Origin of the sequence: Avibacterium sp. 20-129 (assembly GCF_026226845.1) — a bacterium.
Lineage (GTDB): Bacteria > Pseudomonadota > Gammaproteobacteria > Enterobacterales > Pasteurellaceae > Avibacterium.
The window spans coordinates 711,538-725,622 of sequence record NZ_JAKKOE010000001.1 but is presented as its reverse complement, the minus strand read 5'-3'; the positions used below and the strand labels follow the sequence as shown (position 1 = coordinate 725,622).

The window sequence follows — 14,085 nt, the reverse complement described above, 5'->3', positions numbered from 1 at the left end:
ATGCGTTGGCTATTTTTTTCCTCGATAAAAACTATTCTTTATAAATAATTCCTTTATTTGCCTCAAAATCAGCGGCTTTAATTGGTGAATGTTCTTGGAAGTATTCTTTTAAGCTATCTGCATCAACAAATCCTGTATTAACATAGGTTGGATTATCAGTAACGACAGGATAGCCATCTCCTCCAGCAGCACAATAACTTGGTAAAGAAACACGATACACTTTATTGAGATCGATTGGTTTTCCTTGAATTTTTACATCGGAGACTTTTTTGGCTTGGCGATCTACCGTCATTGTAATACCGTAAAACTGAGGGTAAGCACCAGAATCAACTTCTTTCAATGCCACGACATCAAGGTAATTGAGCAAATCTGTGCCTTTCATTTCAAAATAACTGATGATATTACCAAAAGGCTGTACAGTCAGAATATCTTTATAAGTTACATCACCACTATCAATAGAGGCACGAATTCCACCAGAATTCATAATACCAACATCCGCTTTTACACGTTCCGCTTGCGAGCGAGCAATAAGTTGCCCTAAATTTGTTTGATGGAAGCGTACAATATCGCGATCTCCCACTAAGCGATCATCTACTTTTCCCACCACTTGACCAAGCAATTTATCACCTTGATCTTGGTAAGTTTTAAGATGTGCCAGCAAGGCAGGATCGGCTGGAATTTCTTCTTGATATAACACATATTCACTAGTACCGTCTTCTTTTTTCACTTTCTTTTTCAAGTTAATTGGTATTAATTGATAGTTTTCTAAAGTGAGTTTGCCATCTTTAAAGGTAAAATCCGCTCGCCCTAAATATTTGCCCCATTCACCTGCTTGCATAATCCAAGTATTTTTCTCAAGTAAAGGTTTACAGCTATCGCCCGGTTTAAATTTATCATTAAATGAGCCATCTTCATTCATACAAAGAGTGTCGTGGGTATGTCCGCCAATAACAATATCAAATGCGCCAGCAGGTAATTCACGCACCATTGAAACATCGCCCGGGGCATTAGAACCATATTTCGCATTAGGATAAAATCCCATATGAGTCAGCGCAATTTTAAGATCGGGTTGTTCATTTTTGTCTAATTGTGCTAACACTTTTTTAGCACTTTCAGCAGGGCGTTCAAATTTCACGGCTGAAATAAACTCTGGATTTCCTAATTTCGCAGTATCTTCAGTCGTTAAACCAACAACCGCTACTTTTAAGCCTTGTTTGTCTAACATCGTGTAAGGATGAACAAGCGGATCTCCCGTTTTTTGATAAAAGACATTTGCAGCTAAAAATGGAAATTTTGCCCATTTTTCTTGCATCTCAAGTAATTGCAACGGGTTATCAAATTCGTGATTACCCAACGTTAATGCCTCATAGCCCATTAAATTTAATGCTTCAATATCGGGTTTTGCATTTTGCAAATCGGATTCAGGTACGCCTGTATTAAAATCTCCAGCATTCAATAAAATTACTGAGCCACCTTTTTTCTCTACTTCTGCACGAATACGATCAATCAACGTTTTCTGTGCTGCGAGACCATATTCACCATTCTTATTTTGCCAATAATGACCATGTAAGTCGTTCGTATGCAATACAGTAAAATGGTAAGTTTGATTAGGCTGATAAGCATAAGCAAAAGAAGATAGCGTAAATAGGGAGGTTAAAGCAGAACATTTAAATAATGAGGCTAATTTCATTGTCATTCTCCATTGTTGATTCATTAGCTAACATATTTTAGCGGAAGTTATAGAAAAAAGATCATTTATTTATAAATATAAAAGATAAAAATCTTAAGTGCGGTATTATTTTTTGTTATTTTTCGCTTATAAAAGGGCAATCACTTTCTAGATAAGTCTTGCCCTTATTAGATATGAAAGAGCTAATTAAATTCGCCCATAAAATCTTGTGCTTTTTCTACCATCTCTTTTGAGCCAATAAAAAGTGGTGAGCGTTGGTGTAATTCAGTTGGCTGAATATCTAAAATCCGACTTTCTCCATTCGTTGCCAAACCGCCTGCTTGTTCCGCTAAAAATGCCATTGGATTGCCTTCATAAAGTAAACGAAGTTTACCATTTGGATAATTTGTGGCACTTGGATAAATATAAATACCGCCTTTTAATAAATTACGGTGGAAATCAGAAACTAAAGAACCAATATAACGTGAAGCATAAGGACGTTGAGTGGCTTTATCTTCTTCTTGGCAGTATTTAATATACTTTTTCACACCTAATGGAAATTTAAGGTATTGCCCTTCATTGATTGAATAAATTTTTCCTGTTGGTGGCATTTGAATATTCTCATGTGAAAGGCAAAATACCCCTAATGAAGGATCGTAAGTAAAGCCATTAACGCCATTACCAGTGGTATAAACTAGCATTGTTGATGAACCATAAACAATATAGCCTGCCGCCACTTGGCGATGTCCGGGCTGTAAAAAATCTGCTAAGGTAACCGGTGAGCCAATGGGAGAGACGCGCTTATAGATAGAAAAAATCGTCCCAACGGCAACATTCACATCAATATTTGATGAGCCATCTAAAGGATCGGTTAAAATAACATATTTTGCATTCCGCCCTCGTTCCGTATCAAAAGCAACAAAATTTTCTTCTTCCTCAGAAGCAAAGCCCGCTACTTCTTCTCGTGCAATGAGAGCTTGTTTCATTGTGTTATGGGCAAATAAATCTAATTTCATTTGCACTTCACCTTGCACATTTTCAACTCCTGAATTACCAATAATATTATTGGTTAATCCTGCTTTATTAATGTCGCGATGAATAACCTTCGCAACCAAACGAATTGAAGAAAGAATACCTGAAAGCTCTCCTTTCGCATTAGGATATTCCGCTTGTTTCTCAACAATAAATTGCCCTAACGTTTTCATAATTTATTCCTATTTTTTAATGAATAAGTTGTACAGTCTAAAAAAGTTGATTTATTATAACTACCCTTTGAGCAAGAGAAATAATCTCTTATTGAGTTTGTGATCTCAGGCACATTTTATTTTCGTTTTTTGTATATAAGAGATAAAAAAAATGACACAAAAACATATTCATATTCTTGGAATTTGCGGTACTTTTATGGGCGGCGTGGCAATTATTGCCAAACAAATGGGATATAAAGTAACGGGATCGGATGTTAATGTGTATCCACCAATGAGTACCTTTTTGCAGGAAAATCAGATTGACATTATTCCCAATTACGATCCCGCTCAGCTTGAGCCAGCGCCAGATTTAGTTTTAATTGGAAATGCAATGAAACGGGGCAATCCTTGCGTAGAATATGTGCTTGAGAATGGTTTGCCTTATACCTCAGGCCCACAATGGTTACATGATAATTTATTACGTGATCGCTGGGTGCTTGCTGTTTCAGGTACGCACGGCAAAACGACAACAACTGGTATGCTCACTTGGATTTTAGAGAAAAACGGGTTAAACCCAGGCTTTTTAATCGGTGGTATTGCGGGCAATTTTGGCACTTCAGCGCGTCTAGGACAAAGCCCTTATTTTGTGATTGAAGCCGATGAATATGATACGGCATTTTTTGATAAACGTTCTAAATTTATTCATTACGCACCAAAAACATTAATTATTAATAATATCGGCTTTGACCACGCCGATATTTTTGATGATCTAAAAGCGATCCAGCGCCAATTTCATCATATGATTCGCACCATTCCGGCAAGCGGTCGTATTCTCTCTTTTGCCAACGAACAAAGCGTAAAAGAAACACTGGAAATGGGCTGTTGGTCTGAACAACAATTTTTAGGAGAAAACCAAGAATGGTATGCGGAACGTATTACCAATGATTGCACCGAATTTTCGGTGTATCATTTTGGTGAAAAAGTCGCAGAAGTGAAATGGAATATTGTTGGTCAGCATAATATGCATAATGCATTAATGGCGATTGCCGCTGCTTATCACGCAGGCGTATCTATTGAAAATGCTTGTAACGCTTTAGCAAGTTTCATTAATGCAAAACGCCGCTTAGAACTAAAAGGGGAAGTTAATGGCATTAGTGTTTATGACGATTTCGCCCATCACCCCGCAGAAATTCTTGCTACGCTAACCGCACTTCGCGATAAAGTTGGCGGTGGAGTGCGGATTTTGGCGGTATTAGAACCGCGCTCTAATACAATGAAAATGGGCGTACATAAAGATGAACTCGCGCCAGCACTGGTTCGTGCCGATCATATTTTTTTATTGCAGCCAGATAACATTCCATGGGATGTGGTAGAAATCGCAAACCAATGCGTCCAACCAGCTAGCTGGACTGGCAATTTAGACAAATTGGTTGATATGATTGTGGCAGAGGCAAAACCAAGCGATCATATTTTAGTAATGTCAAATGGCAGCTTTGGAGGCATTCATCAAAAATTACTCGATAAATTAGCCAATTAAAAAATAAATTGGATTTATTGCAAATAAAAGGTGCTATTTCATCGCGATGCTGTTAGTATGGCAACTGCTTTTTTAAGCAGTAGAGATAACAATTAATAATCTGTGGCTATATTTAAAGTTTTTTATTTTATCATCATAATATTATTACGTTATCTAAGATTAGATTTAACTTAGGATTTAAAATGTCTAGAAATAACGGAACCGTAAAATGGTTCAATGAAGCAAAAGGGTTTGGTTTTTTACAATCAGAAGGTGGCGAAGAAGTGTTTGTGCATTTCTCAGCAATTCAATCAAATGGATTTCGCACCTTAAAAGAAGGTCAAGCCGTCGCGTTTGATATTGTTGATGATAAAAGAGGAAAAAAAGCCGAAAACGTCAGTATCATTGCGTAATGCTTTTTAACAGAAACACCGCAACAAAAAGTGCGGTGTTTTTTTATGAAAATTATTTCTAAATCATCTGGTTGAAAAAAATTAAGGAAAAGCGAAATAAAAAAACCGCCGATAAAATCGACGGTTAAGCATTTGGTTGCGGGGGCTGGATTTGAACCAACGACCTTCGGGTTATGAGCCCGACGAGCTACCAAGCTGCTCCACCCCGCGTCTGTGGGAGCGTACTATACGCGATTTTATTTGTAATGCAAGCCTTAATCCTAAAAAAATGTGTTAACTGATATAAAAATCGGCAATTTGCTGTCTTTCAACGCAAAATGTACAAAATTTCTGCCGCACGTTTTTTATCAAAAGAAGAAAGAATATAAAAATTGCTATCACTTTAAGTGATTTTTTGTTATTTTACGCCGTTTCATTGCGAATTATTTTATTAAGGAATCCATTGCGAATGTCAGCAAAAATTTTCAAAAAATGCACCGCACTTTTAGCTATTACGGTGCTTTCGGCTTGTTCAAGTTCTAATCATTCCAACAAAATGGCAAATTCAAGTAATCACTTGGCAGATCCGAAAATCTTTGGGGCGAAATATGATGGACGCACTTATCAGCAACAATTCTTAATGCCTGTTTCCGCAGTAGAAAATCAAAGTGCGGTAATAAATCAAGGGGATTTTTTAACTCAACTTTCTAATGTACGTCAATATTCTTCTCGCTTAACCAATAAATTTGCGGTGAGTTACGGTAAAGTAACGAATTGGGTGTTATCTGGCGCTAATGTGAATGAATTAGCAAATTTTGGTATTCACCCAATGATAATGAAGGGGCAAGATGGTTATCAAAATGTCTTAATGACAGGATATTATTCCCCAGTAATCCACGCGCGTCGCACACCGCAAGGCAAATATAATCAACCAATTTATGCAATGCCAAGCCCTTCACAAAAACGTGTAAGCCGTGCGCAAATTTATGCAGGCGCACTAAAGGGGAAAGGCTTAGAATTAGCTTATAGCGATTCGATGATCGACAACTTCCTACTTGGTGTTCAAGGTAGTGGTTATGTGGATTTTGGCCACGGTGAGTTAAATTATTTCGCTTATGCTGGGCAAAATGGCTTAGATTATGTGGCAGTTGGCCGTTTGTTGGTAGAAGACGGTGAAATCGCCAAAGAAAAAATGTCTATTCAAGCTATTAAGGACTGGGCGAAATCCAATCCTTCTCGCTTACAAGCCTTGCTAGAACGTAATCCTTCTTACGTGTATTTTAAAAATGATCCAACTGGCAAAGTAAAGGGCTCGGCGGGCGTGCCACTTGTGCCAATGGCGTCGATTGCCTCTGATCGCTCTGTTATTCCTTCTGGTTCTATCGTTTTAGTCGAAGTCCCACAAATAGATAAACAAGGTAGATGGACGGGAGAGCATAAACTGCATTTGATGATTGCGTTAGATGTCGGAGGAGCGGTAAAAGGGCAACATTTCGATTTATATCGTGGCATCGGTGATGACGCTGGGCATATCGCAGGCTTATCCAAACATTACGGACGTGTGTGGTTATTACAATAATGAGTGAACGCATAGATAATTATGAACAGCGTTTCGGTGGCATTGGGCGACTTTATCGCCCAGCTGCCTTACAACGTTTACGCCAAGCACATATTTGCGTGATCGGCATTGGCGGGGTCGGTTCTTGGGCTGTTGAGGCGCTTGCTCGCTCCGGCATTGGCAAGATTACAATGATTGATATGGACGATATTTGTGTTACCAATATTAATCGCCAAATTCACGCTATTTCAGGCAATATCGGCAAGCTAAAAACAGAAGTGATGGCAGAACGTGTTGCTTTAATTAACCCAGATTGCCAAGTACATATTATTGATGACTTTCTTTCTAGCGAGAATTTAGCGGATTATATCACCGCGGATTACGATTATGTGATTGATGCCATTGATAGCGTCAAAACCAAGGCTGCACTTATTGCTTATTGTAAACGGCAGAAAATTAAAATTATCACTGTTGGTGGTGCGGGCGGACAGACCGATCCAAGCCAGATTCAAATTGCCGATTTAAGTCGAACAATTCAAGATCCTCTCGCAGCAAAAGTGCGGTCAATTTTACGTAAAGATTTTCATTTTAGTCAAAATCCTAAACGGAAATTTGGCGTAGATTGCGTGTTTTCCACGCAACCATTGATTTTCCCACAACAAGATGGAAATTGTGCGGTTTCTGCCACAATGAACTGCGCCAATGGCTTTGGCGCGGCAACAATGATTACTGCCACCTTTGGCTTTTTTGCGGTATCCCGTGTGATTGAAAAATTATTGGCATCTATAAAATAGCCATCTTATTTTTTAATAAAAAAAAAGATAGCTATTTTTAACAAAACGATCTAAGCTAAGTCATCGAATTATGATAATCATTCTTGATAATAGGAGTATATATGACGAAGTTAAACCCGTTTTTTAAACAAACTGCCATTGCAGCCGCATTGCTTTCTTTCTCTACACTAGCTTCTGCAAGTGTGGTTACTTCCATTAAACCATTAGGATTTATTGCCTCTTCTATTGCCGAGGGGGTAACAGATACGCAAGTATTAGTTCCAGCAGGGGCCTCTCCCCACGACTATAATTTGAAGCCATCAGATGTGCAGAAATTAAAAGCGGCTAATCTTGTTTTATGGGTTGGCGAAGATGCGGATGCCTTTCTAGCTTCTTCCTTGAAAAAATATATTGATCCAGAGAAAGTGGTTACTATCGCAACATTACCTGAAATTACGGCGGATATGCTAGAAAAAGGTGAACATCATCACCATCACCACCATCATGACGGCGAAGAACACGAACACGAACATGAGCATGAACACGATCACGAACATACCGCCGACAGTGATCATCACAAACATAACGATGTGCATGAACATGAACATGAACATCATCATGATAACGATGAAAATGCCCATTTAGAAACAAACTGGCATATTTGGTATTCGCCACAAATTAGCCAAGTTGTGGCAAAAGATTTTGCGGCAAAATTAATTCAACAATATCCTGATAAAAAAGCACTTATTGAGCAAAATCTTGCACAATTCGACCGCACTTTAACGGCGCAAAATGAAAAAATTAAACAACAACTTGCCCCCGTACAGAAAAAAGGATTTTATGTTTTCCATGATGCTTACACCTATTTTAATAAGGCTTACGGGTTAAATCAGGTGGGGGCATTTACGATTAATCCATTAGTTGCTCCGGGGGCGAAAAAATTGGCTCATATCAAAGAAGAAATTGAAGAACATAAAGTCGGTTGCTTATTTGCAGAGCCACAATTTACGCCAAAAGTGATTGAAACATTACATAAATCGACGGGCGTTAATGTGGGGCGTTTAGATCCGATGGGCGATGCGGTATCATTAGGTAAAGATTCTTATGCGAATTTCTTACAATATACCGCTGATAGTTATTATCGCTGTTTGAAATAAATTACCTTCCTACTCAGAGCGAACGTCTTGTTCGCTCTTTCTTTTAGATAAAAAACAGAATTAAAATCGACCGCACTTACTGGCTTTGCTATAATCTGCCCCATTACGCTTTGAAAGTATCAATGAATTTATGATGAAAAAATTATTTGCCACCACTGCGCGTGGCTTTGAAGAATTATTAAAAACCGAACTCCTCGAACTTGGCGCACAAGAATGTCAAATCGCACAGGGAGGCGTGCATTATTTAGCTGACGAGGAAACCCTTTACCGCACGCTCTTATGGTCAAGGCTCAGCTCACGTATTTTACTGCCTTTGGTACAAAGTAAAATTTATAGCGATTTAGATCTTTACTCTACGGTAATTGGGCAAAATTGGTTAGATATTTTTGATGAGCGTTGCCAATTTGTTGTGGATTTTAATGGCACTAACCGTGAAATTCGTCATACGCAATTTGGTGCAATGCGCGTGAAAGATGGCATTGTCGATTATTTTGAACGACAAGGCAGAGCGCGCCCAAGTGTGGATAAAGACAACCCTGATATTCGCATTCACGCCTATTTAAATCGTGACGATTTTATTCTTTCTCTTGATCTCAGTGGCAATGCCTTACATTTGCGTGGCTATCGTGAAGATACAGGGGCTGCGCCACTACGTGAAACCTTAGCCGCCGCCATTGTATTACGTTCAGGTTGGCAACAAGGCACGCCTTTGATTGATCCAATGTGTGGTTCAGGTACATTGCTCATTGAAGCCGCCCAAATGGAAGCCAAAATTGCACCGCAGTTACACCGCTTACATTGGGGGTTTGATTTCTGGAAAGGGCATAATCCGCAAGCTTGGGAAAAAGTGAAAGAGGAAGCCATCACCCTTGCCCAACAAGGTTCACAACAAGCTCAGCCCCATTTCTATGGTTTTGATTTAGATCACCGTGTATTACAAAAAGCACAACGCAATGCCCAAAATGCAGGTGTTGCTCATTTAATTCAATGGAAACAAGGGGATATTGCCACACTAAAAAATCCAACGGAAGAAAAAGGCACGCTTATTTGCAACCCACCTTATGGTGAGCGTTTAGGGACAACACCAGCATTAATTGCGCTTTACTCCGTGTTTGGGCAACGTTTAAAACAGCAATTTGGCGGTTGGAATGCCTCCGTTTTTAGTGGTGAACCCGCATTACTTGATTGCCTACGCTTACGTTCTCACCGTCAGTTTAAAGCAAAAAATGGCCCATTAGATTGCGTACAGAAAAATTATCAAATTGCTGAAACTGCCCAACAAGAAAGTGCGGTACAAAATCTGCAAGAATTTTGCCCTCAACATCAAGGCGTTGCACAAGACTTCGCCAATCGCTTACAAAAAAATATCAAGAAAATTGAAAAATGGGCAAAACAGCAAGGCATTAACGCTTATCGCTTATATGATGCGGATCTGCCAGAATATAATATTGCCGTAGATCGTTATGTCGATCATATTGTGGTGCAAGAATACGCAGCACCGAAAAATATTGATGAGAATAAAGCGCGTCAGCGTTTGCTTGATGCCGTAACCGCCACCCTTGCTGTAACAGGTGTGGAAACCAATAAACTCGTGTTAAAAGTTCGCCAAAAACAAAAAGGGACAAATCAATATGAGAAATTGGCGAACAAAGGGGATTACTTCTATGTTGAAGAATACGGCGCAAAATTGTGGGTCAATTTAACGGATTATTTAGATACGGGACTGTTTTTAGATCACCGCTTAACACGCAAAATGGTAGGTGAAATGGCAAAGGGCAAAGACTTTCTAAATTTGTTTGCTTACACAGGCTCCGCGACGGTTCACGCTGCCTTAGCGGGGGCGAAATCCACCACTACCGTAGATATGTCTAACACTTATCTGAACTGGGCAGAACAAAATTTAATGCTTAATGATATTGAAGGTAAACAGCATAAATTAATTCAAAGTGATTGTTTACAATGGTTAGAAAAATGCGATCGTCAATTTGATCTGATCTTTGTTGATCCACCCACTTTTTCCAATTCTAAACGAATGGAAAACAGCTGGGACGTGCAACGCGATCATCTTCAATTATTCACCCATTTAAAACGGATTTTACGTTCCAATGGCACAATTGTATTTTCTAACAATAAGCAAAAATTCAAGATGGATTTTGACGGTATGGCTGCACTCGGATTAAGTGCGGTAGAAATTTCTGCCAAAACTTTACCACTGGATTTTGAACGCAATAAACACATTCACAATTGTTGGTTAGTTACATTGACAAAATAAAGTTATTGAATATTGGCGTAGTACTGTATGGACTTGCCTTGCTTTATTTCAAACTTACATAGCAAAAAATCAAGCAATAATAAAAGACCTTTTCAATCGAAAAGGTCTTTTGTTTCTCTATCACAATGAATTTAAATATGCCATACAGCGAAAAGCGTCAGTAATGAAAATAATCCAGCAAGCCCATAAAAAATAAATCCAGCTGCAGGAATATGTACTTTAAAATCGTGTAAGCCTAGATGGACACGATGAATACCACACCACGCTGGGAAAATTAATAAGGCAAGAATAATTAATTTTCCGATCCAAGTTCCAGCAAATGCAATAATATTTTCTGGCGAAACTAACCCAAAAGGGAGTAAAAAGCCGAAAATCAGTACAAGAACGGGAAAGAATACAGCACTGATTGCGCCACCTGCACCAAATAATAGCCATACAGCAGGTTCATTCGAACGTTTTGGATTTTGTTTGTTCATATGCTCATTCCTATACTAAGATTAAGACAATAATACTCACCAATGCAGTGATCGCCCAGAAAATGCGAGAAAGTAATGTCGCATTGATACGCTCATTTTTTACAATGATATTTACCATCTGAGGAGCCATATTAAAAAATGTAAAGCTATTTAATAACACGGCACCAAGCGTGATGATGTTCAATATCACAACAACGGGATTTTGTAAAAAATGAATAAAGTTTGTAGCAAAGGTTCCATTTCCTAAGGAGATTAACCCATAGAATAGTTCTAAACAAAACCAAAGAGTAGGAACTGCAGTGCTTTCGCGTAATACATAAAATTTGTAAAAATCTAACTTTTTCCACCAAGTTGGTGTGATTTCACGCACATATTTTTTGCGTTTGCTTGCGGTTGCTGTCATTTTACTCCTCCTTAGTTTTGTGGTTTTAACATTGCCAAAACATAATCTTTTGCACTTTCGATTTTGCCTTGGTTAACAGCGGAGGCTGGATTAACGTGTTTTGGACAAACTTCTGAGCAGTAACCCACGAATGTACAGCTCCATACCCCATTATCCCCATTCAGAATTTTCATCCGTTCTGCTTTGCCGTGATCACGGTTATCAAGGTTATAACGATGAGCAAGTGTAATCGCAGCTGGACCTACAAATTCAGGATTTAAGCCAAATTGTGGGCAAGCTGCATAACATAGCCCGCAATTAATACACATTGAGAACTGGCGATATTTCTCTAATTGTGCGGGTGTTTGTTTAGTTCGACTTTTTGCCAATTCAGCAGATGGATGTGGATTACCATCTAGTGGTGGCGCTTCATTACCAATAATATAAGGTTTAATACTTTCTAGACTTTCAATAAAGTGGCTTAGATCAACAACAAGATCCCGCTCAATTGGGAAATTAGCCAATGGTTCAATACGCATATGTCCACTGTAATCGCGTAAAAATGTTTTACAAGCAAGTTTAGGTTTATTATTGACCATCATTCCGCAAGAACCACAAATTGCCATACGGCAAGACCAACGATAAGACAGTTCAGGCTCAAGTTTGTCTTTAATATAGCCAAGCGCATCAAGCAATGAAGTTTGGCTATCATAAGGCACTTGATAGGTTCTTAAATAAGGTTCTTTATCTTGCTCTGGGTTATAACGCAGAACTTCAACATTCATAATCGCTTGATTAGCCATTTGCTTGCTCCTTAGCTTTTGCAGCTGCTTCTTGAGCTTCTGCTTCCGCACCATAAACACGTTTTGCAGGTTGAGATTTTGTGATTTTTACTGGGCTATATTCAATGCGAGGCGCACCTTCTGCATTATAGAAAGCTAAGGTGTGTTTTAAATAATTCACATCATCACGTTCTGTATAGTCTAAACGTTGGTGAGCACCACGAGATTCTTTACGTTCAATCGCCGAATTAGCGATAGATTGTGCAACATCTAAAATATAGCCAAGTTCAACAGTATAAAGCACATTGGTGTTGAAGACACTTGAACGATCGGCAATACGAATCCGTTTATAACGTTCTTTTAGCTCTGCAATTTTATCAACCGTTTGTTGCATACTTTCTTGAGTACGATAAATACCGCAACCTTCTTCCATTGAATCGCCCATCTCATCACGAATTTGTGACCAAGATTCTGTGCCTTCTTGGTTATAAAGATCTTCTAAACGTTGTACCACATCTTGTGCTTGTGCATTGACTGTATTTTGGTTTGCAGGGCTTGCTTCACTTGCGCGTTGAGCAGCATATTCCCCAGCAACACGTCCTAGCACAACAAGTTCCGCTAATGAATTTGAACCTAAACGGTTCGCCCCATGCAAGCCTGAAGAAGCACATTCACCCACAGCAAATAAACCTTTAATGCGAGTTTCACTGTTGAAATCCACTTCAATCCCCCCCATTGTATAATGCACAACAGGACGCACGGGAATAGGGGCTTTAGCAGGATCAACGCCTTCATAAGCATTCGCGAGTTCACAAATAAATGGTAAACGTTCGTGCAAATATTTTTCACCTAAATGGCGTAAATCAAGGTGAACTACATCCACCCCTTTTTCCGTTTTTAAGGTATTGCCTTTACGCCATTCTTGCCAGAATGCTTGCGACACTTTATCACGCGGACCTAATTCCATATATTTATTTTCAGGTTTACCAATTGGCGTTTCAGGGCCTAAACCATAATCTTGCAAATAGCGATAGCCATCTTTATTGACTAAAATGCCCCCTTCACCACGGCATCCTTCAGTCATCAAAATCCCCGTATTTGGTAAACCTGTTGGGTGATATTGCACAAACTCCATATCACGCAATGGCACACCGTGACGATATGCCATTGATAATCCATCACCCGTTACAATACCGCCATTTGTATTAAAGCGGAACGCACGGCAACCACCACCAGTGGCGATAATCACAGCATTTGCATTGATTTGTACCAATGTGCCTTCCATCATATTCATTGCCACCATACCACGAGCATGGCCGTCATCAACCAGAATATCTAACACAAAATGTTCGTCAAAGCGTTGAATTTGTGGGAATTGCATTGAAGTTTGGAAGAGGGTATGTAACAAGTGGAAGCCTGTTTTGTCGGCAGCAAACCAAGTACGTTCAATTTTCATTCCACCGAAACGGCGCACATTCACATCACCGTCTTGTTTACGACTCCAAGGGCAGCCCCAGCGTTCTAACTGCGTCATCTCAACAGGGGAATGTTCTACAAAGTATTCCACCACATCTTGTTCACATAACCAATCGCCCCCGGCTACGGTATCGTGGAAATGTTTTTCATAAGAATCTTCTTCCTTGATCACGGCAGCCGCGCCTCCTTCGGCAGCGACAGTATGGCTACGCATAGGGTAAACTTTTGAAACTAAGGCAATTTTAAGATTTGGATTTGCCTGTGCTGCTGCAATTGCTGCTCGTAAACCACCGCCACCAGCGCCAACAATTGCAATATCGACATTAACAGTTTGCACGATTTCCTCCAATATAAAGTAGATGAAATTTATTAGGGTGAGTTTATTTTGCCACGCTTTTATAAAATAAATCAGACTTTTTTATCAAAAAATGTGAGCAAAGCTTCAAAG

12 protein-coding genes and 1 tRNA gene are annotated in these 14,085 nt (G+C 39.3%); 6 read left to right on the top strand and 7 right to left on the bottom strand.

Annotation, left to right across the window (positions count from 1 at the left end):
• Positions 1–31: 31 nt before the first annotated feature.
• Both ushA and fbp read right to left on the bottom strand, forming a co-directional pair.
• A complete protein-coding gene (gene ushA / locus L5B90_RS03335) occupies positions 32–1,690 on the bottom strand; it encodes a bifunctional UDP-sugar hydrolase/5'-nucleotidase UshA (RefSeq protein WP_265762143.1) in 1,659 nt (552 codons plus the stop codon).
• Between the two features lie 182 nt (positions 1,691–1,872).
• Positions 1,873–2,874, bottom strand: a complete 1,002-nt coding sequence (fbp, locus tag L5B90_RS03330; RefSeq protein ID WP_265762142.1) for a class 1 fructose-bisphosphatase — start codon at positions 2,872–2,874, stop codon at positions 1,873–1,875.
• A gap of 151 nt (positions 2,875–3,025) precedes the next feature.
• Here fbp and mpl point away from each other — a divergent pair, with 151 nt between their 5' ends.
• Both mpl and L5B90_RS03320 read left to right on the top strand, forming a co-directional pair.
• Positions 3,026–4,390, top strand: a complete 1,365-nt coding sequence (gene mpl, locus L5B90_RS03325) for a UDP-N-acetylmuramate:L-alanyl-gamma-D-glutamyl-meso-diaminopimelate ligase (protein ID WP_265762141.1) — start codon at positions 3,026–3,028, stop codon at positions 4,388–4,390.
• Between the two features lie 182 nt (positions 4,391–4,572).
• Positions 4,573–4,782 carry a cold-shock protein gene (locus L5B90_RS03320; protein ID WP_250350646.1) on the top strand — a complete coding sequence of 70 codons (210 nt, stop codon included), beginning with the start codon at positions 4,573–4,575 and terminating at the stop codon, positions 4,780–4,782.
• Positions 4,783–4,915: 133 nt separating this feature from the next.
• Here L5B90_RS03320 and L5B90_RS03315 read toward each other — a convergent pair.
• A tRNA-Met gene (locus L5B90_RS03315) sits at positions 4,916–4,992 on the bottom strand.
• A 238-nt stretch (positions 4,993–5,230) separates the two neighbouring features.
• Between L5B90_RS03315 and mltA the strand changes: the two genes are divergently transcribed.
• From mltA to rlmKL, 4 genes are all read left to right on the top strand, one after another.
• The gene (gene mltA, locus L5B90_RS03310) at positions 5,231–6,340 is read left to right on the top strand and encodes a murein transglycosylase A (RefSeq protein ID WP_265762140.1); all 1,110 of its coding nucleotides are present in this window, start codon (positions 5,231–5,233) and stop codon (positions 6,338–6,340) included.
• Positions 6,340–7,113, top strand: a complete 774-nt coding sequence (gene tcdA / locus L5B90_RS03305; protein WP_250364305.1) for a tRNA cyclic N6-threonylcarbamoyladenosine(37) synthase TcdA — start codon at positions 6,340–6,342, stop codon at positions 7,111–7,113. The genes mltA and tcdA overlap by 1 nt, the downstream gene beginning before the upstream one ends.
• A gap of 101 nt (positions 7,114–7,214) precedes the next feature.
• Positions 7,215–8,249 (top strand): zinc ABC transporter substrate-binding protein ZnuA, encoded by a 1,035-nt coding sequence (gene znuA, locus L5B90_RS03300; protein WP_265762139.1) that lies wholly within the window; start codon positions 7,215–7,217, stop codon positions 8,247–8,249.
• A gap of 133 nt (positions 8,250–8,382) precedes the next feature.
• Entirely contained in the window at positions 8,383–10,521 is a 2,139-nt protein-coding gene (rlmKL, locus tag L5B90_RS03295) for a bifunctional 23S rRNA (guanine(2069)-N(7))-methyltransferase RlmK/23S rRNA (guanine(2445)-N(2))-methyltransferase RlmL (RefSeq protein ID WP_265762545.1), read from the top strand.
• Positions 10,522–10,652: 131 nt separating this feature from the next.
• Here rlmKL and frdD read toward each other — a convergent pair whose 3' ends face one another.
• The 4 genes from frdD to frdA are packed head-to-tail and all read right to left on the bottom strand — an operon-like array spanning position 10,653 to position 13,974.
• Positions 10,653–10,997 (bottom strand): fumarate reductase subunit FrdD, encoded by a 345-nt coding sequence (frdD, locus tag L5B90_RS03290; RefSeq protein WP_250350642.1) that lies wholly within the window; start codon positions 10,995–10,997, stop codon positions 10,653–10,655.
• A gap of 10 nt (positions 10,998–11,007) precedes the next feature.
• Positions 11,008–11,400, bottom strand: a complete 393-nt coding sequence (gene frdC, locus L5B90_RS03285) for a fumarate reductase subunit FrdC (protein WP_250350641.1) — start codon at positions 11,398–11,400, stop codon at positions 11,008–11,010.
• An 11-nt stretch (positions 11,401–11,411) separates the two neighbouring features.
• Complete coding sequence (locus L5B90_RS03280; protein ID WP_250350640.1) at positions 11,412–12,182, bottom strand: succinate dehydrogenase/fumarate reductase iron-sulfur subunit; 771 nt, start codon at positions 12,180–12,182, stop codon at positions 11,412–11,414.
• The gene (gene frdA, locus L5B90_RS03275; protein ID WP_265762138.1) at positions 12,175–13,974 is read right to left on the bottom strand and encodes a fumarate reductase (quinol) flavoprotein subunit; all 1,800 of its coding nucleotides are present in this window, start codon (positions 13,972–13,974) and stop codon (positions 12,175–12,177) included. The genes L5B90_RS03280 and frdA overlap by 8 nt, the downstream gene beginning before the upstream one ends.
• Between the last annotated feature and the right edge of the window lie 111 nt (positions 13,975–14,085).

What these genes read in the sequence shown, in the direction of transcription:
- mpl (WP_265762141.1), top strand. Translation starts at nt 3,026, where the DNA reads ATGACACAAAAACATATTCATATTCTTGGAATTTGCGGTACTTTTATG.
- fbp (WP_265762142.1), bottom strand. Translation starts at nt 2,874, where the DNA reads ATGAAAACGTTAGGGCAATTTATTGTTGAGAAACAAGCGGAATATCCT.
- mltA (WP_265762140.1), top strand. Translation starts at nt 5,231, where the DNA reads ATGTCAGCAAAAATTTTCAAAAAATGCACCGCACTTTTAGCTATTACG.
- L5B90_RS03280 (WP_250350640.1), bottom strand. Translation starts at nt 12,182, where the DNA reads ATGGCTAATCAAGCGATTATGAATGTTGAAGTTCTGCGTTATAACCCA.
- L5B90_RS03320 (WP_250350646.1), top strand. Translation starts at nt 4,573, where the DNA reads ATGTCTAGAAATAACGGAACCGTAAAATGGTTCAATGAAGCAAAAGGG.
- ushA (WP_265762143.1), bottom strand. Translation starts at nt 1,690, where the DNA reads ATGAAATTAGCCTCATTATTTAAATGTTCTGCTTTAACCTCCCTATTT.
- frdC (WP_250350641.1), bottom strand. Translation starts at nt 11,400, where the DNA reads ATGACAGCAACCGCAAGCAAACGCAAAAAATATGTGCGTGAAATCACA.
- tcdA (WP_250364305.1), top strand. Translation starts at nt 6,340, where the DNA reads ATGAGTGAACGCATAGATAATTATGAACAGCGTTTCGGTGGCATTGGG.
- znuA (WP_265762139.1), top strand. Translation starts at nt 7,215, where the DNA reads ATGACGAAGTTAAACCCGTTTTTTAAACAAACTGCCATTGCAGCCGCA.
- rlmKL (WP_265762545.1), top strand. Translation starts at nt 8,383, where the DNA reads ATGAAAAAATTATTTGCCACCACTGCGCGTGGCTTTGAAGAATTATTA.
- frdD (WP_250350642.1), bottom strand. Translation starts at nt 10,997, where the DNA reads ATGAACAAACAAAATCCAAAACGTTCGAATGAACCTGCTGTATGGCTA.